We start from the raw sequence: 20,878 nt of genomic DNA on the forward strand, positions 1-20,878 counted from the left end.
ATGCTGCAGATTCAGTCCGTGCGGGCCGGGTACGACCGCACCACCGTGCTGCACGGCGTGACCGTCGAGGTGCCGAAGGACGGCGTCGCGGCGGTCCTCGGCCACAACGGGGCCGGCAAGAGCACGCTCCTGCGCACGGTCATGGGGCTCATCCCGGCGTCCGCCGGCACGGTCCTGCTGGACGGCGAGGACATCACCCGCCTCGCCCCGCACAAGCGGGTCGCCCGCGGGGTGGCGTACGTGCCGCAAGGACAGCAGTCCTTCCCGCACCTCACCACCGCGGAGAACCTCCAGCTCGTCGCCGACGGCCGTCCCGACGGCCAGGAGGCCGTCGCCGAGGCGCTGGACCTCTTCCCGGTCCTGCGGGAGCTGTCCGGACGCCGGGCCGGTCTGCTCTCCGGCGGCCAGCGCCAGCAACTGGCCCTCGCCCGCGCCCTGATCACCCGGCCCCGGCTGCTGCTCCTGGACGAGCCGACCGAGGGCATCCAGCCGTCGGTCGTCGCCGAGATCGAGGAGACGATCCTCGCCCTGACCCGGCGCGGCGGCCTGTCCGTCCTCCTCGTCGAACAGCACGTCGGCTTCGCCATGCGCGCCGCCCAGCGGTACTACGTCCTGGAGGCCGGACGCGTCACCTCGTCGGGGGACGGGGGAGCGGAGGCGGAGGGGACGGTACGGGCGGCGCTCAGTGTGTGAAGTGCCGGACCGCACCCGGGGCGAGCGCGGTGATCACCGCGTCGTGCACGCGCAGCACCACGCCGACCGCGCCCAGCTCCTTGCGCAGCCGCTCCTCACGGCGGTGGGCGTACGCCGTCACGCCCGCCGCCGTGTGCACCCGGGCGGGTAACCGGTGGGGTGTGGGGGAAACGTCGCCGGTGGGGGCCTGGGGTGCGTGACCCGGGCGGGCGGGGTTACCCGTCCGGCATGACTGACACACGCCCCCTGGCACTGATCACCGGCGCGTCCAGCGGCATCGGCCTCGAGCTGGCCCGGCAGTTCGCGGCGCACGGCTACGACCTCGTGGTGAACGCCGAGGACGAGGAGCTGGAGGCGGCGGCGGAGCGGCTGCGGGAGTCCGGTGCGGAGGTACGGGCGGTACGCGCCGACCTGCGGACGGGGGAGGGGCGCTTCCTGCTCCTCGACGCGCTCGACGGCCTGACCGTGGACGTCGCCGTCCTGAACGCCGGGGTGGGCCAGGGCGGCGCCTTCGTCGACACCGACCTCACCGACGACCAGGCGGTCATCGACCTCGACGTCACCGCGACCGTACGGCTGGCCAAGCCGCTGCTGCGGGCGATGGTGGCGCGCGGCGAGGGACGGCTCGCCTTCACCTCGTCCGTCGCCTCCCAGATGCCGGGCTCCTTCCAGCCGGTCTACAACGCCTCCAAGTCGTTCGTGCAGTCCTTCGCGCAGGCGCTGGCGGAGGAGGTGAAGGACACCGGGGTGACGGTCACCGCCTTCATGCCGGGACCGACGGATACGGAGTTCTTCGACCGGGCGGACATGGCGGACGACACCCGCATGGGCACCATGGAGAAGGACGCGGCGGCCCAGGTTGCCGAGCAGGCGTTCGAGGCGATCGTGAAGGGCCGGAAGAAGGCCGTCACCGGGTCGCTGATGACGAAGGCGCAGGGCCTGGCCGGGAAGGTGCTGCCCGACGGCGTGAAGGCGGCGGCCCACCGGCGCCTCGCCGAGCCGGGGACGGGCGAGGGACCACGGGACTGAGAACGGGGCGGGTGTTTCGGCGCGCCCGCACGAGACACCCGTGCACGGCAGGCGCGCTACGAGGCGCAGGCGACGCGAGGAGGAATCCGATGTCGAACCCGCAACAGCCCGAGCTGCGGCGCAGTGAAAAGGGTGCGGCCACACCGCAGGACAGCGAGGCCCGCAAGGCGTCCCAGCCCGGCCGCGGCGCGGGCGGCCGCGCCCACGGCACCGACCGCGGCAACAAGGGCGGCGGACGGGGTGGCGGCAAGCCGCCGGAGCAGCGGCCGGACCATCCGGAGTAGGGGTCGGTGATCGCGAGGGGCGCACCCAGGGATGGGCGCGCCCCTCGCGTGTCCGACACCGGTGGTGTCGGCCGCGCCCGTCTCCGGTGCAGGCCTTGGCGTCGGCCCGACGCGGTACGGGTGGACCCGGTGGGCGGGTCGCTAGCGTGCCGGGTGACCGGCAGTGGAGGCGGAGGTGGGCCGGTCGGCAGTGGGTGGGCCCGGTGGGGTGGTCGCGGCCGAAGTGCGGCCGTCTTCCTCGCTGGGCCGCCGGGGCGCGCCCGCGGGGCCGTCGGCGTGCGGCCGCCGGTTCACGTCGTCGCCGGACGTCTTCGGGGAGCCGTCGCCGTCAGTTCGCGCGGCAGAGACGCGTCGCACTGTGCCGCGTGACCGGCGGAGGAGGCGGGGCGCCCTGCCCGCCCCGGTTACCCGGAGGCCGCCGCCCCGCAGGTCAGGCGTGTCAATGCGCCCGCACCCCCAGGGCGCCAACCGTCCGGGCCTCCTGGACCGCCTCCTCCGGGGCCATCGCGCCACCCCGCGCATACCCCTCCGAGAACGCCGTCTCCCCCAGCACCGCCCGGGCCGCCCCCGTGATCCGGTCGACGTCCCCGCGCTCCGCGCGCGGCAGCGGCGCCCCCGCCCCCGCGCGGGCCCCGGCCGCCGCGCCCAGAAGCACCGCAGCCGCGGACGCCCCCGCCGTCGTACCGGCCAGGGCCGCCGCACCCGCCAGCCCCTCCAGGGACAGCGCCAGCGCACGCGGCTCGGCGAGCGTGCGGGCGATCTCCAGGCTCTCCTCGTGGTACGCGGCCGCCGCCTCCGCGTCGCCCCGCAGCTCCGCGACGAAGCCCAGCTCCGCCCGGAGCAGGTGGTCGCCCGCGTCCGAGGACACGTCCGCGTAGGCGTCACGGAGCCGCAGCAGCTGCGCCTCGGCCGCGTCCAGGTCGCCCGAGCGGCGCGCCCCCAGCGCCAGACCCATCCCGGAGTGGATCTCCCCGTACTTGTAGCCCTGCTCGACGGCGATCCGGCGGGCCCGCTCGTGCAGCTCGCGGGCGCGGTCCCAGTCCCCGGCCAGCAGCGCCAGCCGCCCGAGCCCGGACAGCCGCGCGGACACCTCCGCCTCCAGCCCCAACTCCCGTGCCATCCGCAGCCCTTCGTGCTGACGCCGCTCGGCGTCCGCGTACGCGCCCTTGATCTCCGCGAGCGCGGCGAGCGGCGAGACTGTCTGCAACTCCCCCCACCGGTCCCCGAGTTCGCGGAAGATCCGGGCGCTGCGCCCGCCGTCGCGGCCCAGTCCGGCGAGGTCCCCGCGCACCAGCGCCAGCGTGGCCCGCAGCCCCAGCGCGGCGGCCGTGCCCCAGTCGTCCCGTGCGTCGGTGAACAGGGCAAGGGTGCGGTCGTTGAGCTTCTCCGCGTCGTCCGCGTCGCCCGCGCTGAACAGCCCGTACGCGCACAGCCACAGCGCGCGGGCCCGCCGCACCGGGTCGGGCACGGCCTCCCCGGCCGCCGCGAGGCGGTCATCCGCGCCGCAGCCCGCCCCCGGTGTCCCGTCGGCCACCGTGTGGTCCCCGGTCAGCAGTGCGAACGCCGTGTGCAGCAGCCCGAGTTCGGCGTACGCCGGGTCGTCGGGGGAGGCCGCCGTCACCGCGGCGAGGCTGCGGCGGGCCTCGGTGAGGCGGCCGCGCAGCAGCCACCACCACGCCAGCGCCGTCGCCAGCCGCACCGCGTCCCCGGGCTCGCCCGCCTCCGCCCGCCGCACCGCCTCGTCCAGCGCCGCCCGCAGGTTGCCCGCCTCCGCGTCCAGTCGCGTCAGCCACGCCCGCTGCCCGTCCCCCCGCAGCAACGGCTCGGCGCGCTCCGCCAGTTCGCGATAGTGCCGCAGATGCCGGTCCCGTACGGCGGCGAGGTCCTCCATCTCCCGCAGCCGCTCGACGGCGTACGCGGCGACCGACTTCAGCAGCCGGTAGCGCGGCCCGGTCGGGCCGTCCGCGACCACCACCAGCGACCGGTCCACCAGCCGCGTGACGAGGTCCGGGACCTCCTCGCGGGAGACGCCGTCCCCGGCGCACACCGCCTCCGCGGCCTCCAGGTCGCAGCCGTCGCGGTGCGCGGCCAGCCGCCGCAGCACGATGCGTTCGGGCGCGCTGAGCAGCTCCCAGCTCCAGTCGATCATCGCCCGCAGCGTCTGCTGGCGCGCGGGGGCGCCGCGCCGCCCGGACGTCAGCACCCGGAACCGGTCGTGCAGCCGCGACGCCAACTCCCGTACGCCCAACGCCCGTACGCGGGTCGCGGCGAGTTCCAGGGCGAGCGGGATGCCGTCGAGGCGGCGGCAGATCTCGGCGACCGCCCGCCGGTCGGGCTCGTCCGGCGCGCCGGGATCGCGCGGGAAACCGGGGGCAGCGGCAGCCGCCCGCTCCATGAACAGCCGTACCGCGTCCTCCGGGGACAGCGGCTCGACCAGGAACACCGCCTCGCCCGGCAGCCCGAGCGGTTCCTGGCCGGTGGCGAGGATCCGCAGGCCGGGGGTGGCCCCGAGCAGCAGTCCGGCGAGTTCGGCGGCGGCGTCGACGACGTGCTCGCAGTTGTCCAGGACGAGCAGGGTGCGGCGGTCGCGCAGCACGGCGGCCAGGCGGTGCGGCAGCGAGGGGGTGGCCGCGCCGGTGCCGGGCAGCGGTGCGGGGGTGTCGTCCCGGACGCCCAGGGCGGCGGCGACGACCTGCGCGAGGTCGGCGGCGGCGCCGGCGCGAAGGCCGGAGAACTCCACGAGCCGGACGTCGTCCATGCCGTCCCGCAAGATCGCCGCCCGGCTGCGTGAACTCTTCGACGAGGCCGCCGACGTGGTGGAGGCGGTGCGGCGGCTCTGGGACAGCTGGGAGGACGACGCGGAGATACGGGACGCGGCCACCGGCCGCTTCCTCGACCGCGACAAGGTCCACCACATCGACTTCGAGGGACGGTGGTTCAGCGTCAAGGGCCCCTCGATCACCCCGCGCGGCCCGCAGGGCCAGCCGCCCGTGGTGAGCCTCGCCCACGCCTCCGTCCCGTACGCGTTCGCGGCCGCCGCCTCCGACGTCGTCACCGTCACCCCGCACGACCGGGAGGGCGCCGCGGCGATCCTCGGCCAGGTGGACGCGGCGGTGGCGGATGCCGGACGCGACCGGACCGAACGCCCGCTGCGCGTCCTCGCCGACCTCCTCGTCGTCCTCGACGAACGCCCCGGCGCCGCCGCCCGCCGTCTGGCCCGCCTCGACGAACGGGCCGGAACCGCCCTGCGATCCGACGCGGAGATCTTCACCGGCACCCCCGCCGAACTCGCCGGCCTCCTCCTCGACTGGCGCGCCGCCGGCCTGGACGGCTTCCGTCTCCGCCCCGCCGCCCTGCCGCACGACCTGACGGCGATCACCCGGGGCCTGGTCCCCGAACTCCAGCGCCGAGGCGTCTTCCGCACGGCCTACGACAGCACCACCCTCCGCGGCCACCTCGGTCTGCCCCGCCCGGTCAGCCGGTACCCGAGGGCGGGGTGAGCAAGGCGGCCACGGGAGCCAACTCCGCCCGCTCCACCGTCGGTTAACCTGAAAAAAGGGGGCATCGCACGGGGGTGGGCGGCACGGTGACGGTGACGGACGGCAAGGTGACCGCTGCGGCGGTGCTGCCTGTGGCGATGCGCGGGCGTCTTGCCGTTGTCGCCGTGTTCGCCGGGCTCGTGGTCGTCCTGCTCGGCGTCCGGTACGCCGGTGACGCCGGGCCGGGGCGGACGGACGCCCGGCTCGGGGCGGCCGCGTACGGGGTCGGGGCGCCCTGGTGGGACATCGCCAACGCGACGGACTTCCTGGGCGACCCCGGAGGCGCGCTCCTGCTGCTCACGGCCGGTGTCGTCGCCTGCCTGAGGGCCCGGAGGCCTCGCGCCGCCGTGCTGCTGCTCGCCGGTCCCGCGCTCGCCGTCGGTGCGACACGGCTGCTCAAGCCGCTCGCCGCCCGCACCATCAACGGCGACGACAACCTGGCCTTCCCGAGCGGGCACACCGCCTTCCTCACGGCGTTCGCCCTGGCCCTGGCGCTGCTCGCGGCAGGGCGGTTCGGTCTCGGCCCGACGTCCGGCACCGCCCTCGCCCTGGCCGCCGCATCCGCCGCCGGCGCCCTCATGGGCTGGGCCCAGGTCGCCACCGGGGCGCACTACCCGACCGACACGGTGGGCGGCTGCTGCACCGCCCTGGCGGTGGTGCCGGCGGCGGCGTGGGTCATCGACCGGGCGGCCGACTCCCGCCGTCGGCACATGAGGTGACGGCACATCGCCGTCGGCCCCTGGCCGGGACGCCCCGGGCTGGGACGCCCCGGGCTGGGACGCCCTGGCCGGGACGCCCGGGCCGGGACGCCCGGGCCGGGACGCTTTCGTCCGGCGCCCGATGCCCGGAGGACGGGGCGTCGGTCCGAGGACCGGCGCCCCTCAGCTCACGCCCTCAGCTCACGCCCTCCGCTCTCACGCCCTCGGACGGAACACCGGCCGCACCGGCCGGCCCCCCAGCCACGGTGTCGGATCGCCCGCGTCCAGCGCCTTGCGGTACACCGCGCACGCCTGGCCGACCACGTCCACCGTGCGGTCGACGTCGGCCTCCTCCAGCGCGCCGCTCACCACGAACGACGGGGCCAGCACCCCGCCCATGAGCAACCGTCGCAGGAACAGCGTCCGGTACTCCTGCGACGGCCGGCCCCGCGCGTCCAGCGTCGCGAACACGAGGTTGCTGGCGCGGCCCCGGACCACCACATGGTCGGCGACGCCCATCGCGGCCGCCGCGTCCCGCACGCCCGCGGCCAGCCGCTCGCCCAGCGCGTGCAGCCGCGCGGTGACACCCTCCTCCACGTAGGTCGTCTGCACGGCCGTCGCCGCCGCCAGGGCGTGCGTCTCCGCGCCGTGCGTGGTGGACAGCAGGAACACCCGGTCGCCGTCGTGCCGCAGCCCGCCCCGCTCCATCAGCTCGCGGCGCCCGGCCAGCGCGGACACCGCGAAGCCGTTGCCCAGCGCCTTGCCGAAGGTGGACAGGTCGGGGGTCACCCCGTACAGGCCCTGTGCGCCCGCCTCGGACCAGCGGAAGCCGGTGATCATCTCGTCGAAGACCAGCACGCTGCCGTGACGGTGCGCGAGGTCGCGCAGGCCGGCGAGGTAGCCCGGGGGCGGCTCGGTCTGGGTGGCGGGCTCCAGGATCAGGCAGGCGATCTCGCCCGGGTACCGGTCGAACAGCGCCTCCACGGCGGTCAGATCGCCGTACGGGAACGTCACCGTCAGATCCGTGGTCCCCGACGGGATGCCCGCCGACATCGGCGTGGTGCCGATGAACCAGTCGTCCACCGAGAAGAACGGATGGTCCGCGCAGAGCGCCACCCGCGTGCGCCCGGTGACGGCGCGCGCCAGCCGCACCGCCGCCGTGGTCGCGTCGGAGCCGTTCTTCGCGAACTTCACCATCTCGGCGGTCGGCACCGTGGCGAGGAACCGCTCCGCCGCCTCCGCCTCCATCACCGACGGGCGCACGAAGTTGCTGCCCCGGTCCAGCTCCCGCCGCACCGCCTCCAGCACCCGCGGATGGGCGTGCCCGAGGCTCACCGACCGCAGCCCCGAGCCGTACTCGATGTACTCGTTGCCGTCGACGTCCCACACATGGGCGCCGCGTCCGTGGCTGATGACCGGCGCCAGGTCCTGCGGGTACTGGTCGTCGCCCTTGGCGTACGTGTGCGCGCCGCCCGGGATCGCCGCGTGCAGCCGCTCGTTCACCGCCCGGGACACGGGCAGCTCGAACTCCTCACCGCTCATGGCGCCTTCACCTCCAGCGTCCTCAGCACCTCCGCCAGGCCGGGCGCCTTGCGGTCCCGTTCGGACGTCAGCGTGACCGGAAGCGGCCAGGGAACGGCCAGTTCGGGGTCGTCGAACGCGATCGTCACGTCCTCCGAGGGGTCGTGCTCGCGGTCGATCCGGTACGACGTGTCGGCGGTCTCCGTCAGCGCCTGGAAGCCGTGCGCGCAGCCCGCCGGAACGTACAAGGTGGCCTGCGTGTCCCCGGACAGCTCGACCGTGGCGCGGCCCAGGTACGTCGGCGAGCCGGGCCGCAGGTCCACCACCACGTCGAAGATCCGGCCGTACGAGCAGCGGACCAGTTTCGCCTCGCCCTCGCCGGACCGCAGATGCATGCCGCGCACCACGCCCCGCACCGAACGGGAGAGGCTGTCCTGGACGAAGGCGTCCGGGTCGATGCCCACGGAACGCACCACGTCCGCGTCGAACGTGCGGCAGAAGAGGCCGCGTTCGTCGGTGAAGGGTGTCGGCTCGAACAGAAATGCCCCGGCGATCGCCGGGACCTCGGTCACCTTCATGGGGTCTCCTGTCGTGCGTGGTCGGGTGCGGCGCCGGACGCCGGTAAGAGCGCGTTCAGCGCCTCGAACTGCCGGCGGACGCGCCCGGCCAGCACCGGGTTGCCCTCCGCGAGGGTCCGCCGGACCTCCGCCCGGTTCCGCTCCAGCGCGCGGAACTGCTCCAGCAGCCGGCCCGCGTCGATGTCCCGCGCCGGGTGGCAGTGCTCGCCCAGCCCCATGTCGGCCATCAGCCGGTCGCTCTTCGCCGCGTAGCTCACGGCGAGCGCCGGGGTGCCGACCTTCAGCGCGCACACCAGGTTGTGATAGCGGGTCGCCACCACCGTGTCCGCGACCGCCATCTCCTTCATCAGGTCACCCAGCGACGCCGTCGCGGCGGCGGTCACCAGCGGCGAGTCGACCGCCTCGAGGATCGCCTCGGTCACCGGCCGGTCCACGTCGTCACCGGTGAGCAGCCGTACCGGCCTGCCCTCCTCGGCCAGCGCGCGCACGAACCGCGTCATGCCGTCCAGGTAGCGGCGGCGCAGCTCGTCCGCCCTGTCCCGTTCGTCGTTGCTGCCGCCGAAGTCCATGACGCCCACGCACACCGGTCCCGGCGGACCCGACGGGTCGCCCGGCGGCGGTGTCGGCAGGGCGAACACCAGGTCGGCGTAGACCTCGTCGCGCCGGGTGTCCGCGCCCATCGCCCGTATCGCGTCCCGCGACAGCGTGTCCCGGTACGACCGGTACGCGGCCAGCCGCGCCGCCCAGCGGGTCAGCGTCCGCACCGGACGGCTGCCCGTCTCGGACGCCCCGACCCCGACCAGCGCGACCGGGGTGCGCAGCAGGCGCCCGGCCGCGCACACCAGGAACAGCGAGTACGGCATGCCCCACGGCCGCAGCGGCAGGGTGCTCTCCAGGATGCCGGTGCCGGGCACGATCACCAGGTCGTGCCGGCGCACCCAGGCCGCGATGCGGAAGGCGTCCACGAGCTTGCCCACGGCCTTGCCCGCGAGGTCGCCCGGGCGCGACGCCGTGCGGTACTCGCCGCGGAACCAGTGCAGGCGCGCGGCCGGTATCCCGTACCGGGCCGTGACGGTCTCGGGGCCGCCGCACAGGGCGTCCACCTCCGCGTCCGGACGGTCGGCGCGCAGATGGTCGAGGACAGCCACCAGTGAGCCGTCGTTGCCGACGTTCCCGGAGCCGAACAGACCGAAGAGGCCCACCCGGGGAGACGTCACGCGCCACCCCTCTCGCGGCCGGCGACCAGGGCGTCGACGGAGATGTCCAGCGCGGCCGGGTCCACCGGGGCCCGGTCCTCGACCCGCTCGCCGGCGCCCGGCCGGACCCGGCTGGTCGCCCACGAGGCGAGGTGCCGGTAGCAGGCGCGCCGGTCGGCGGGGGACAGCGGCGCCCGTTGCACCGCCGACACGAACCCCCACACGTACTCGGCGAGCAGCCGGGGCGTCGGGTGCAGCGGTCCTGCCCGGCGCGGGTCCAGGTTGACGCAGCGGGCGCGCTTGGACGGGTTGGCCCGCTCGGCACGGGTGGGGTGGTCGCGGCGGAAGTACAGCAGTTCCGGCACCTGGTGGAAGCGGCCGTGCAGGGTGATCTCGGCGACGAACGTGCGGTCCGCGTGGTGGTAGCTGTCGTGCGGCTTGACCCGGCGCAGCACGTCGGCGCGCATCACGCCGTAGAAGTCGTCGCCGCCGGGCTCGAACAGCAGGCTGCGGAACCGCTCGGGCGCGTGCGGCGAGCCGGTGTTCAGCGTGTACGCGTAGGGCACCTTGACCTTGCCGTCGGCGTCGATGACCGCCTGGTCGCTGTGGGCGAGGATCACGTCCGGGTGCTCGTCCAGCGCCTCCACGCAGCGCTTCAGCAGGTCACGGGCGTACAGGTCGTCGTGCGAGGCCCACTTGAACAGCTCGCCGCGGCACTGGGTGAAGACGTAGTTGTGGTTCGGCGCGGCGCCGATGTTCCGGGTCAGCCGGATGTACCGGATCCGGGAGTCCTGCTCGGCGTAGCGCCGGCAGATGTCCTGGGTCCCGTCGGTCGACGCGTTGTCGGTGACGACCAGCTCGAAGTCCTCGTACGTCTGGCCGAGCAGGGCCTCGAGCGACTCGGCGAGGTACTCCTCGCCGTTGTACACGGGTAGGCCGATGCTCAGCCGGGGTTGCGCGGTCATACGTCCTCACTTCACGGATGAGAGATCTCGGTGGTGCTCGCGCAGTGCGATCCTCAGGTGCAGCCACCACGCGGCCGAACCGCACACGGACGCGGCGGCGGCCCCCCAGGCCGAGCCGACGGTGCCGCCGAGGGCCGCACCGCCGATCCCGAGCCCCACGTAGCAGACGGACGCGAAGATCTGGCACCGGAGACTGAGCCGGGCCGCGCCGAGTGCGCGCAGCCCGGCGGCCGCTCCGGTACCGACACCGGCCCCCGCGACACTGAGGGTGGCCGGAACAATGAGTTCCTTGGCGGCGGGCCAGACGTCTCCCAGGACCAGCTCCCCGGCCCGGTCCGGCATCAGCAGCAGCACGCAGCCCCACAGCAGGGCGGCGACCGCCTGGCCGCCGCCCAGGAAGAAGCAGAACCGGCCGAGCCGGTGCGGGGCCTGCCTCAGCATCCGCGCCGCCTCGGCCACGGTGACCAGCGTCAGCCCCATCAGCACGGCCAGGAACGGGCCCTGCAGCAGTTCGGCGCCCCGGACGACGCCGACCGCGCCGACGCCGACGATGGCGCCGAGCCCGTACGCGCGCAGCTGGCCCGCGCCGCTCACGCAGGTGTTCTCGACCAGGTAGCGGTAGCCGAGGTCACGGTGGTCGCGGATCCACAGCCGGGCCCCGGTGAGCCGGGGCCGGATGCCGGACTGCGCCCAGCCGTACGCGCCCGCCACCGCGGCCGAGCCGCCCCAGGCGAGCACGAACGCGGGCACGGTGCCCGCCCGCGCCGCCACGACCATGGCGGGGATCAGCGCCACGCCCCACACCACGTCGTTGACGAACGCCTTCCGGCCGACGCCGGCCGCGAAGAACGAGTACCGCCAGGCGTCCTGGAGCAGCAGCCCGGGCAGCACCACGCCCAGGCAGGCGAACGCGGCGCCCACGCTGCCGCCGAGCAGCGGCCAGAGCGCCACGCACAGCGCGCCGATGACCATGCCGACGCCCAGGGAGGTGCCCGTGGAGCGGGACACCGCCTGCCGCCAGGACGCCTCGGACACGCCGCTGAACCGCACCACGAGCGGGTCGGTGGCCAGGCCCCGGGAGACGCTGAGCACCACGCCGTAGGTCACCCAGGCCAGGCTGAACACGCCGAACGCGGTCAGTCCCAGCGAGCGCGCCACGTACACGCCCACGGCGAAGTTGGACAGGCTGGAGGCCGCCTGGTCGGCGAGCCCCCACGACAGGCGGCCCGCGACGGCCCGCGTGACGGTGCGGGCCGGGCGCGCCGCCGGCGCCGCTGTCGTCGTCCTGTCCTCCTCGGCGGCCATCGGCCTCACGCCTTGACCAGTCCGGCGCCGTGCAGGGCGTCGGCCGCCGCGACGACGGTGTCGAACGGCAGACCGGCCCGCTCGGCCACGTCCAGCAGACCGTGCTCGCCGTCGGAGAGGCTGAGCACCCACAGCATCGCCATCTGGGCCTCCTGCGCGTCGCTGCGCCCGCCGAGCGCCCCGTAGAGCCCGCGTCGGCCCAACTGCGGTTCCCCGTAAGGGCTGAGGTTGACGTACCGCCGGTTCCGGTCGAGCACGGCGAACGCCTCCCGGCACACGGCGAGGGTGTCCTCCATGGCCTCCGGCGTCACGAAGTCCAGGTCGTCCGCCGAGGTGTGGTACTCCGGGTAGCCGGCGTACGGGGTCCGGCTGAGCGACCCCACCCCCAGGTTGAAGCCCGGCGAGCAGAACTGCCGCTCGTCGTAGCCGTACGGGGTGAACTCCCGTATCTCGTGCGGCCGTCCGGACGTCTCCAGCACGTACCGCATCACCCGGTCGATCTCCGCGTCCCCGCGCCTGCTGCGCTTGTACGTCAGCGAGCCGCGGTCGCCCGCGCAGGCCAGCACAAGACCGTGCTGCACCCGCTCCACCCGGCCGGCGTTGCGGGCCAGCCAGGTGATCGCCCCGATGGTGCCGGGCGCGAACAGGAACCGGTACGTGTGGTACGGCGTGCCCTCGGCCAGCGACCGGGCGAGGAACGTCGCCACCGCGATGCCGGCCAGGTTGTCGTTGGCCAGCGACGGGTGGCAGACGTGGCTGGAGACGAGCACCTCGTCGGGCACCTGACCCGGCACCACGTGCTCGGCGTAGGTGAGGTGTCCGTCCGCCAGCGTGGAGTCGATCCGCACCTCGTACTCGCCGTCCGGCAGCGCGTCCAGGGTCTCCTGCGCGAGACAGAACCCCCAGTCCGGCTTGTAGTAACTGGTGCGGTACGGAACCCACTTCGGGTGCCCGGGCAGGGTGTGCAGATGCGGGCGCAGCTCCGACAGGGGCATCCGCGCCGACACCGGCACGCTGTACCCGAGGACGTGCAGGCTGGAGTCGGCGAGGTCGACGACCCGCCGCCCGGACGGGTCGGCGATCCACGCCTCCCGGACGTTCCACTCCTGCGGCACCGTCCAGTCCAGCACCTGCGTGCCGGTGGGCACCTCGTGCACCTCCAGCGGCAGATGCTCCCCGACGACGTCCAGGGTGGCGCGCACCCCGTCGCCGGTGATGCTCCGGCAGAGCGGGTACATCCGCTCCACCAGGGCGTGCATCTCCTCGCCCGGCGTGGTCACGACCGCCACCGCAGGGTGTCGTCGACCGTGCCCGCGTCCGACGCGGCGCGCAGCACGGCGAGCCGGGTGAACCGCTGCTCGAACGCCTCCCGGGTCAGCCCGTGCGTCCGGTAGGCGTCCGCCAGTTCGAGCGCGCCGCGCTTCACGGACCACTCGCATTCGAAGCCGGGGATCGCCTCGCGGAAGCGGGAGAAGTCCACCCGGTAGGAGCGCGGGTCGGCGCCCGTCTCCCCGGTGATGACCACCTTGGAGCCGTCCACCGCGTCCGCGACCTGCTGGGCGATCTCCGCGACCGTGACGTTGTTGGTCTCGCTGCCGATGTTGAACGCCGTGTCGTGCACCGCCTCCCGGGGTGCCTCCAGGGCGGCCAGGAACGCGCGGGCGATGTCCGCGGCGTGCACCAGCGGACGCCACGGCGTGCCGTCGGACAGCACCAGCACCTCGCCGGACAGCAGGGCGTGCCCCACCAGGTTGTTCAGCACGATGTCCGCGCGCAGCCGGGGCGAGTAGCCGAAGGCGGTCGCGTTGCGCATGTGGACCGGGCTGAAGTCGTCGTCGGCCAGTTCGTGCAGGTCGTCCTCGACCCGCACCTTGGACTCGGCGTACGGCGTCACCGGGCGCAGCGGGGCGTCCTCGGCCACCAGTTCGTCGCCGCCCGCCGCGCCGTAGACCGAGCAGGTCGAGGCGTACAGGAAGCGCCGCACCCCCGCGTCGCGGGCCAGCTTCGCCAGCCGCACGGACGCGTGGTGGTTGATGTCGTAGGTGAGTTCCGGCGCCAGCGCCCCCAGCGGGTCGTTGGACAGGGCGGCCAGGTGGATCACGGCGTCCACCCCGGCCACATGGCCGGCCGTGACGTCCCGCAGGTCCACCCGCGTCCCCGGGGGGTCCGCGGGCGTCGGCCCCAGCACGCAGTCGGCGAACAGGCCGGCGTCCAGCCCGACGACCTCGTGTCCGGCGGCCGTGAGCACCGGGGCCATCACGGTGCCCAGATAGCCCTGGTGTCCGGTGAGCAGTACGCGCAAGGTTTCAACCCCCCAGGTCGACAGTGAGTTTGGTGACGGAGAACGCCTCGGCGTACCGGGCGTGGCTCTCGATGCCGCGGATCCGGGCGAGCCCCAGGAAGGCCTCCCGGTCGTACCAGGGCCGGTGCCGCTGCGAGGGGTAGTGCTCCTGCAGCAGCCGCACCTTGTCCTCGGCCGTGTCGGGCGTCAGCGGCTGGTACACCACCGGACGGCCCAGGTCCCCGTCCCACTTGACGATCTCGTAGCCCAGCACGAGATGGTCGCGGAACGCGGTGGTCATCAGCTTCGCCAGGCCGCGGTGGTCCTGGTGCGCGTCCTCGGTGCGCGGGGCGAGCACCAGGTCGGGCTCGGTGCGGGCGCGCAGCTCCTCGACGGCGGCCTTGGCCTCCGCCCAGTGCGCGGGCAGCCGGCCGTCGGGCATCTTGTCCACGGTCAGCCTGAGGTCGGCGCCCGGACAGAACGCGGCCAGCGCCTGCTGCTCCTCCTGCTCGCGCTCCGTGCCGCCGCCCGACAGCACCAGCGCGTCGACCCGGAGGCCCGGGCGGGCCCGGCACAGGGTCAGCAGGGTGCCGCCGACGCCGATGGCGATGTCGTCGCAGTGCGCGCCCACCGCGACGACCCGCTCGAGACGCCCGGTTCCCAGCCGGATCACGCGCTCACCCCCGCCCCCGTACGCTCCCGCTCCCACACGGCCCACGGACGGTCCCCCCGGGCGTAGGCCTCGTCCAGCGCCGTGCGCTCCTTGACCGTGTCGGTCGGCTGCCAGAAGCCGCGGTGCCGGTGTGCGACGAGCCTTCCCCGCTTGGCCAGTTGGGCACACCCGTCGGCGACGAGATCTCCGTTCTCCGGGATGTGGTCGAAGATCTCCTGGCGCAGCACGAAGTAGCCGCCGTTCTCCCACAGCGGCAGCTCGCTCACCGGGGTGATGCCGCCCACCAGGCCGTCCTGGCCCAGCTCCACGCAGTGGAACGACGACTGCGGCGGCACCACCATCATCGACGCGCCCGCGTCCCGGCGGGAGAACCGGTCGATCATCTCCGGCAGCGGGGCGTCGGTGAGCACGTCCGCGTAGTTGGCGAGGAACATCTCGTCGCCGTCCAGATGCTCCCGCACCCGGCGCAGCCGCTCCCCGATGGGCGACTCGATGCCGGTCTGCGCGAACGTGACGGTCCAGTCCGCGATGTCGGTGGACAGCAGCTCGGTGCGGCCGCCGCGCAGCACGAAGTCGTTGGAGACGGTCTCCTCGTAGGTGAGGAAGAAGTTCTTGATGTGGTGGGCGCCGTAGCCCAGGCACAGGATGAACTCCTTGTGCCCGTAGTGCGCGTAGTAGCGCATCACGTGCCAGATCAGCGGGCGCGGGCCGACCATCGCCATCGGCTTGGGTATGTCGTCGTTCGCCCCGGCGCGCATGCGCATCCCGTAACCGCCGCAGAACAGTACGACCTTCATCGCTCGACCTCGACAATGCTCAGTTCCGGGATGGGGAAGACCAGCCGGCCGCCCCACTCGTGCACGTACGCCAGCTGCTCGGTCAGCTCGGCGCGCAGGTTCCACGGCAGCACCAGCACGTAGTCCGGCCGGTCGGCGGCGATCCGCTCCGGCGGCAGGATCGGGATGCGCGTGCCCGGCGTGTACCGGCCGTGCTTGTACGGGTTGCGGTCCACCGTGTACGCCAGCAGGTCGGGCCGGATGCCGCAGTGGTTGAGCAGCGTGTTGCCCTTGCCGGGCGCCCCGTACCCGACGACCGTCCTGCCCTCCTCGGCCGCGGTCACCAGGAACCGCAGCAGGTCCCGGCGCACCTTGGCCACCCGGGCGGAGAACTCGGTGTACCCGGACAGCTCCTGCAGTCCGGCGGCCTTCTCCCGTGCCAGGACATCGGCCACCCGCCGGCTGGGCTCCCCGGCCGTCTCCTCGGGCCGCGCCCACAGCCGGAGCGAACCTCCGTGCGTGGGCAGCAGCTCCACGTCCACCAGGGCGAGACCGCCGCTCGCCAGCGCCCGGATCGCGGAGGCGACCGTGTAGTACTGGAAGTGCTCGTGGTAGATCGTGTCGTACTGGTTCTCCTCGATCAGGGTCAGCAGGTGCTGCACCTCGATCGACACCCAGCCGTCGTCCGCGACCAGGGCGCGCAGGCCCTTCGTGAAGCCGATGACGTCCGGGATGTGCGCGTACACGTTGTTGGCGACGACCAGGTCCGCGGGCCCGTGCTCGGCGCGCACCTCCGCGCCCGTCTCCGGGCTCAGGAACGCGGTGTGCGTGGGCACGCCCGCCTCCCGCGCCGCCGCGCCGACGTTCACCGACGGCTCGACGCCCAGGCAGCGGATGCCCCGGTCCACCACGTGCCGCAGCAGATAGCCGTCGTTGCTCGCCACCTCCACCACGAAGGAGTCCCCGCCGAGCCCCAGCCGCGCCGCCGCGTCCTCGACGAAGGCCCGCGCGTGCTCCACCCAGGACGAGGAGTACGACGAGAAGTACGCGTACTCGCTGAACGTGTCCTCCGGTGTGATCAGCGGCGGGATCTGCGCCAGCCGGCAGTCCGTGCACACCCGCAGGTGCAGCGGGTATGTCTGCTCGGGCGCGTCCAGCCGCTCCGCGGCGAGAAAGCTCTCGCACGGCGGGGTCGCCCCCAGGTCGACGACGCTCTCCAGCGCCGTCGAACCGCACAGTCGGCAACGTGTCATCTGCTTCCCCCATCCCGCTCGCGCAGGTCCCCCCGGCGCGAGCCCGTGTGCGTGTCCCCTCGCGACGGGTCCGCCCCGCCGTGTCCCACGATCGCGGCGCGGTACCCCTCCTCCAGGCGCGCCAGCCCCACCTCGGGGCTGAAGCCCCGCTCGTAGCGGAGCCGGGCCGCCCGGCCCATCTCCCGGTTGCCACCGCCGTCCGCGGTGATCCGGCGCAGCGCGGCCGCCAGCGACGCGGCGTCGTCCGGCCGGTGCAGCAGCCCGGTCACCCCGTCCTCGACCAGCTCGGTGAACGCGCCGTGCCCGGCGGCGACGGCCGGCACACCCGCCGCCATCGCCTCCACGACCACCAGGCCGAACGCCTCCTTCCAGGTCGACGGCGCCACCACGGCCACCGCCCCCGCGACGGCCTCACGGCACCGCGCCCGGTCGTACAGGCCGACGTAGCGCACGTCGTCCCGGCCCGCCGCCCAGGCCGCGACCTCCGCCTCCAGCGGGCCCGTGCCGGCGATCACCAGCGGCACACCGACCCCGCCGGCGGCGGCGAGCGCGTCCCACGCGGCCATCAGCAGCCGCACGCCCTTCACCTCGGCGAGCCGCCCCAGGTACAGCAGGTGCTCGCCCGGGCCGGTGCGGCGCACGTCCGTCTCCGGCACGAAGTTGTGCTTCACCACGAGCCGTTCGCCCGGCATCCCGGCGCCCACCAGCACCTCGCGCTGCGCGGCCGAGATGCAGAAGAACCGTTCCACGCCCGACCACCAGCGCCGCCGGTTGACGGACAGGCTGACCGCCAACGGCACGGTCGCCAGCCGGGAGTCGCGGTAGCAGCCGTGCCTCACGGCGGGCAGCGGCGCCCGCCCCACGCACGCGGTGCACGGCGAGCCGTCCCGGTGCAGGGTGCCCGGCGGGCACACCTGCGTGTAGTTGTGCAGCGTGGCGACGGCCGGCACCCCGGCGTCCGCGCACGCGGCGATCACCGCGGGCGACAGCAGCGGGAACACGTTGTGCAGGTGCACCACGTCGGGACGCTCGGCGCGCAGCCGCTCCGCCAGCCGGGCGCGCACCGCCGGGTTCCACGGCACCAGCAGCGGGATCGCCGCCTTCGCGGGCAGCGAGCGGGCGGCGATCTCGTCGCTGCGCCGCTCGAACACCCCGACCCGATGGCCGGCCTCCCGCAGCAGCGCCACCTCCTGGTCGACGACCTTGTTCTCGCCGCTCGGCTGCGCCGACGCGTAGCGGTTGTGCACCACCATGACGTGCATTCACGCCACCTCCTTGCCGCGGACCGGCCGCGCGACGGTCCTGCGGACGGGCTCCGGCGCAGGCGGCTCCGCCTCCGGCGCGGGCGGTGCGGTGGGCGCCGTCAGCAGCGAGGCCGCCAGCGCCAGATGCAGCAGGTACGGCGACGCGTCGCCCAGCCCCGCCTCCGTGTACGAGGCGAGCCCGCAGTAGGTGATCAGGAACAGGGCGCAGGCCCGCGCGAGCGACGGCGGCCGCAGCAGCGCCACCGAGGCCGGCACCAGCACGAACGCGGCCACCAACGCCACGCCCAGCAGGCCCTGTTCGTGGTAGACGGCGAGCCAGCTGTTGTCGATGGGCAGCCCGTCGAACGACTTGTCGCCGAGCCCCACGCCGAACAGCCGCTCCACGCCTGTGCGCGGCGCGTCCAGCAGCGCCTCCCACACCTTGGCGCGGCCGGTGAGGGTGGAGAAGTTCTCCTCGGTCTGCCCGCGCAGGAACCACGCCTGCAGCAGAGACCCGAACGCGACCGCGGCGACCGCCGCGCACACCAGCGCCCAGCCGAACCAGCGGCGGGCGGCGGCGCTGGTCAGCACCATCGAGCCGATCGCCACCACCAGACCCGCGAGCAGCCCGATCGTCGCCGTCCGGGTGTGCGTGAGGGCGAGCAGCCCCAGCGACGGCACGATCACCAGCGCCGCGCTCCGCCGGTCGGTGCGCCGGCCGAGGACCAGCAGCACCGCGAGCCCCACGACCACCGCCGCGTACTGGCCGATCTGCGGCGGCGTCAGCGGCCACAGCGCGCCCACCAGGCGGCCGCCGTACAGGTCGGGCAGGGCCGCGCCCGGCGACAGCACCAGACCGGCGGCGACCGAGCACAGCACCAGGAAGTACCAGCGGATGTGGTACCGCACGAACGTGGTGGAGCCGTCCCACCAGCGGCTGACCAGCCACAGCGTGGCCACGAACACCGCGAACCGGCCGCACCGGAACAGCGCCCCGAACCCGGCGCTCAGATCGACGCTGGAGATCAGGCTCGGCACCAGCAGGAGACTGAGCAGCAGCAGGAACGCGCTGGGCCGCACCCGCAGCCGTAGGTTCATGGCCAGTGCCAGCGCGAACGCGGCGACCAGGGCGCCCATGGTCACCATCTGGATCAGTGACCGGGGCAGCGGCACGATGGTCTCCGCGCCCGTGGAGCCGAGGGTGTTGAGGACCAGCAGCCCCCACACCGTCCCGACCGTCCTCGGCGTGTGCTCCACCCGCACGTCAACCACCGTCCCCGGCGCGGAAGGCGCTCCCCGCGTCCTGCCGGTACGGCGCGCCCCGCCACTCCTGGAAGTCCAGCTCCCCGCTCGGGTCGTGCGCGACGAACGTCCACGGCCCCTCGTAGACGTTGCTGCGCCAGCGGTTGTGCTGCTTCAGGGTGATCGCGTCGGCGACCTTCTCGCCCATGTACGGCGACCAGTCCGGATAGGTGCCGTAGTTGGCGAGGACCGCCATGCGGTCGCACATCGACGTGCAGTCCATCGCCGACTTGTCCAGCAGGAACCGGTTGTGGTGGACGTCCACCCGCTGGGTCCGCCACCGGCAGTCCGTGTACAGCGGCGCCTTGGTGATGCCAGGCCGCGCGCAGCGGTCGATGTCGTCGACGAGCAGCGTGCAGTCGGCCGAGGAGGTGTTGGCGGGGCTGTTGCAGAACCGGTCGGCGTTCTCCCACAGGGTGATCGCGTTCCAGTTGTCCTCGAAGAGGTTCCCGGAGATCTCCAGCGTGTCCGTGCGGGCCTTCACCCGCGGCTCGCCGCCGGACTCGGAGATGTAGACGGTGGCGAACGGGAAGGTGTCGCCGCGCTCGGCGTACCGCCTGCCCTCCGCCCAGTTGTTCCGCCGGATGGTGTTGTTCCTGATCACCGCGTTGTAGCTGGTCTCGTACATCAGGGCGGCGCCCTGGTTGTCCTCCAGGACGTTGCCCTCGATCAGGAAGTCGTTGTTGTTGGTGTCCGCCCACAGTCCGGTGCCGCGGTTGCCGTGCACCCAGTTGCCGCGCACGTCCGCCCCGTCGACCGCCCAGAACTTCACGCCGCCGGTGCAGCCGCAGCCGGGCCGCTTCGTCTCCCAGTCGTGCCGGTTGTTGTCGGTGATCTCGTTGCCCTCCAGCACCAGGTCACGCAGCGGACCCGACCCCTTGTAGGCGTTCATGCCGTACTGGCCGTTGCCGCGCAGGCAGCTCGCCCGCACCTGCTGCCCGGACCCGGCCATCAGCCCGGCGCCGGAGTTGAACTGGACCCGGGAGTGCTCGATCACCCAGCCGTCGGCCGAGTCGTGGTTCACCACGCCCTCGTCGTGCGGCGCGACGAACCCCTGCACGGTCAGATGCCGGATGGTCACGTCGCGCGCGCCGCCGCCGAACGCGTACTGGTTGGTCTTCCGGCCGTCGAGGACCGCGCCGGGCGCGCCGATGTAGGTGTCGCCGTCCTTGGGCTCCACCTGCGCGTACCGGTCGTCGGCCAGGCGGTGCTTCCCGGGCTTCAGCCAGAAGGTCGTGCCGGCCGGGCTGGAGCTGGTCTTCGCGGAGAGGTCGCCGGGCACCGAGGGGTCCACGGTCACCGCGCCGGACGGCGCCTTCGACGGTCCGGGCTTCGGCTTGTCGCACACCCGGGCCACGGACCGCGGCGCCCCGCCGGAGTCCTCCGGCCGCGTGCGCGCGTCCGCCCGTGACGGACCGTCCGGCGTCGTCCCCGGCGCGGGCGTGCTCTCGCACCCGGCGGTCGCCACCAGCGCCAGCGCCAGCCCGGCCGCCGACGCCCAGCGCCGCCACCGGCGCACGTCCCCTCCACACAGACCCATC

Annotated in this window: 18 protein-coding genes and 2 pseudogenes; 5 read left to right on the plus strand and 15 right to left on the minus strand. The window is 74.1% G+C overall.

Translation table 11 applies throughout. From position 1 onward, the window contains the following. Positions 1–693, plus strand: a complete 693-nt coding sequence (gene urtE, locus ACQY0Z_RS23595; protein ID WP_189902299.1) for an urea ABC transporter ATP-binding subunit UrtE — start codon at positions 1–3, stop codon at positions 691–693. On the opposite strand, the gene ACQY0Z_RS23600 is transcribed toward urtE, so the two are convergent. Beyond that, a complete protein-coding gene (locus ACQY0Z_RS23600) occupies positions 683–814 on the minus strand; it encodes a hypothetical protein (RefSeq protein WP_275980785.1) in 132 nt (43 codons plus the stop codon). The genes urtE and ACQY0Z_RS23600 overlap by 11 nt on opposite strands. A 107-nt stretch (positions 815–921) precedes the next feature. Here ACQY0Z_RS23600 and ACQY0Z_RS23605 point away from each other — a divergent pair, with 107 nt between their 5' ends. Both ACQY0Z_RS23605 and ACQY0Z_RS23610 read left to right on the plus strand, forming a co-directional pair. Continuing rightward, positions 922–1,722 carry an SDR family NAD(P)-dependent oxidoreductase gene (locus tag ACQY0Z_RS23605; RefSeq protein ID WP_347224425.1) on the plus strand — a complete coding sequence of 267 codons (801 nt, stop codon included), beginning with the start codon at positions 922–924 and terminating at the stop codon, positions 1,720–1,722. A gap of 89 nt (positions 1,723–1,811) precedes the next feature. Beyond that, positions 1,812–2,006 carry a hypothetical protein gene (locus tag ACQY0Z_RS23610; RefSeq protein WP_161107102.1) on the plus strand — a complete coding sequence of 65 codons (195 nt, stop codon included), beginning with the start codon at positions 1,812–1,814 and terminating at the stop codon, positions 2,004–2,006. 439 nt (positions 2,007–2,445) lie between these two features. Here the strand turns inward: ACQY0Z_RS23610 and ACQY0Z_RS23615 are convergent. After that, a pseudogene (locus ACQY0Z_RS23615) lies at positions 2,446–4,764 on the minus strand (ATP-binding protein); the annotation flags it as partial. Between the two features lie 19 nt (positions 4,765–4,783). Here ACQY0Z_RS23615 and ACQY0Z_RS23620 point away from each other — a divergent pair. Next, positions 4,784–5,506: pseudogene (locus ACQY0Z_RS23620) on the plus strand (LLM class flavin-dependent oxidoreductase); the annotation flags it as partial. A gap of 74 nt (positions 5,507–5,580) precedes the next feature. Continuing rightward, positions 5,581–6,264, plus strand: a complete 684-nt coding sequence (locus ACQY0Z_RS23625) for a phosphatase PAP2 family protein (RefSeq protein WP_189902295.1) — start codon at positions 5,581–5,583, stop codon at positions 6,262–6,264. Between the two features lie 195 nt (positions 6,265–6,459). Here the strand turns inward: ACQY0Z_RS23625 and ACQY0Z_RS23630 are convergent, their stop codons facing one another. From ACQY0Z_RS23630 to ACQY0Z_RS23690, 13 genes are read right to left on the minus strand one after another with little or no spacing between them, the layout of a single operon-like run. Then, the gene (locus ACQY0Z_RS23630) at positions 6,460–7,785 is read right to left on the minus strand and encodes a glutamate-1-semialdehyde 2,1-aminomutase (protein ID WP_189902293.1); all 1,326 of its coding nucleotides are present in this window, start codon (positions 7,783–7,785) and stop codon (positions 6,460–6,462) included. Next, on the minus strand, positions 7,782–8,342 hold the full coding sequence (rfbC, locus tag ACQY0Z_RS23635; protein ID WP_189902292.1) for a dTDP-4-dehydrorhamnose 3,5-epimerase: 561 nt from the start codon (positions 8,340–8,342) through the stop codon (positions 7,782–7,784). The genes ACQY0Z_RS23630 and rfbC overlap by 4 nt, the downstream gene beginning before the upstream one ends. Next, positions 8,339–9,544, minus strand: coding sequence for a polysaccharide pyruvyl transferase family protein (locus ACQY0Z_RS23640; protein WP_189902402.1), 1,206 nt, complete (start codon positions 9,542–9,544; stop codon positions 8,339–8,341). The genes rfbC and ACQY0Z_RS23640 overlap by 4 nt, the downstream gene beginning before the upstream one ends. An 11-nt stretch (positions 9,545–9,555) precedes the next feature. Next, complete coding sequence (locus ACQY0Z_RS23645) at positions 9,556–10,503, minus strand: glycosyltransferase family 2 protein (RefSeq protein WP_189902290.1); 948 nt, start codon at positions 10,501–10,503, stop codon at positions 9,556–9,558. A 6-nt stretch (positions 10,504–10,509) separates the two neighbouring features. After that, positions 10,510–11,808, minus strand: coding sequence for a hypothetical protein (locus ACQY0Z_RS23650; protein ID WP_254586034.1), 1,299 nt, complete (start codon positions 11,806–11,808; stop codon positions 10,510–10,512). Between the two features lie 5 nt (positions 11,809–11,813). After that, positions 11,814–13,097: a DUF4910 domain-containing protein gene (locus ACQY0Z_RS23655; RefSeq protein WP_189902287.1), complete on the minus strand. Its 1,284-nt coding sequence runs from the start codon at positions 13,095–13,097 to the stop codon at positions 11,814–11,816. Next, a complete protein-coding gene (locus ACQY0Z_RS23660) occupies positions 13,085–14,110 on the minus strand; it encodes an NAD-dependent epimerase/dehydratase family protein (protein WP_254586035.1) in 1,026 nt (341 codons plus the stop codon). Before ACQY0Z_RS23660 ends, ACQY0Z_RS23655 begins: the two co-directional genes overlap by 13 nt. A 4-nt stretch (positions 14,111–14,114) precedes the next feature. Continuing rightward, the gene (locus ACQY0Z_RS23665; RefSeq protein ID WP_189902283.1) at positions 14,115–14,762 is read right to left on the minus strand and encodes a PIG-L deacetylase family protein; all 648 of its coding nucleotides are present in this window, start codon (positions 14,760–14,762) and stop codon (positions 14,115–14,117) included. Then, positions 14,759–15,559, minus strand: coding sequence for a glucose-1-phosphate cytidylyltransferase (locus ACQY0Z_RS23670; protein ID WP_189902281.1), 801 nt, complete (start codon positions 15,557–15,559; stop codon positions 14,759–14,761). Before ACQY0Z_RS23670 ends, ACQY0Z_RS23665 begins: the two co-directional genes overlap by 4 nt. After that, the gene (locus ACQY0Z_RS23675; RefSeq protein WP_189902278.1) at positions 15,556–16,791 is read right to left on the minus strand and encodes a class I SAM-dependent methyltransferase; all 1,236 of its coding nucleotides are present in this window, start codon (positions 16,789–16,791) and stop codon (positions 15,556–15,558) included. The genes ACQY0Z_RS23670 and ACQY0Z_RS23675 overlap by 4 nt, the downstream gene beginning before the upstream one ends. Further along, the gene (locus tag ACQY0Z_RS23680; protein ID WP_439812765.1) at positions 16,788–18,053 is read right to left on the minus strand and encodes a glycosyltransferase; all 1,266 of its coding nucleotides are present in this window, start codon (positions 18,051–18,053) and stop codon (positions 16,788–16,790) included. Before ACQY0Z_RS23680 ends, ACQY0Z_RS23675 begins: the two co-directional genes overlap by 4 nt. After that, complete coding sequence (locus ACQY0Z_RS23685) at positions 18,054–19,307, minus strand: O-antigen ligase domain-containing protein (protein WP_439812766.1); 1,254 nt, start codon at positions 19,305–19,307, stop codon at positions 18,054–18,056. Beyond that, positions 19,300–20,877 carry a right-handed parallel beta-helix repeat-containing protein gene (locus ACQY0Z_RS23690; protein ID WP_439812767.1) on the minus strand — a complete coding sequence of 526 codons (1,578 nt, stop codon included), beginning with the start codon at positions 20,875–20,877 and terminating at the stop codon, positions 19,300–19,302. The genes ACQY0Z_RS23685 and ACQY0Z_RS23690 overlap by 8 nt, the downstream gene beginning before the upstream one ends. Position 20,878 lies beyond the last annotated feature (1 nt).

The sequence above is a fragment of the Streptomyces sp. P9-2 genome, assembly GCF_051903975.1.
Taxonomy (GTDB): Bacteria; Actinomycetota; Actinomycetes; order Streptomycetales; family Streptomycetaceae; genus Streptomyces; species Streptomyces cellulosae.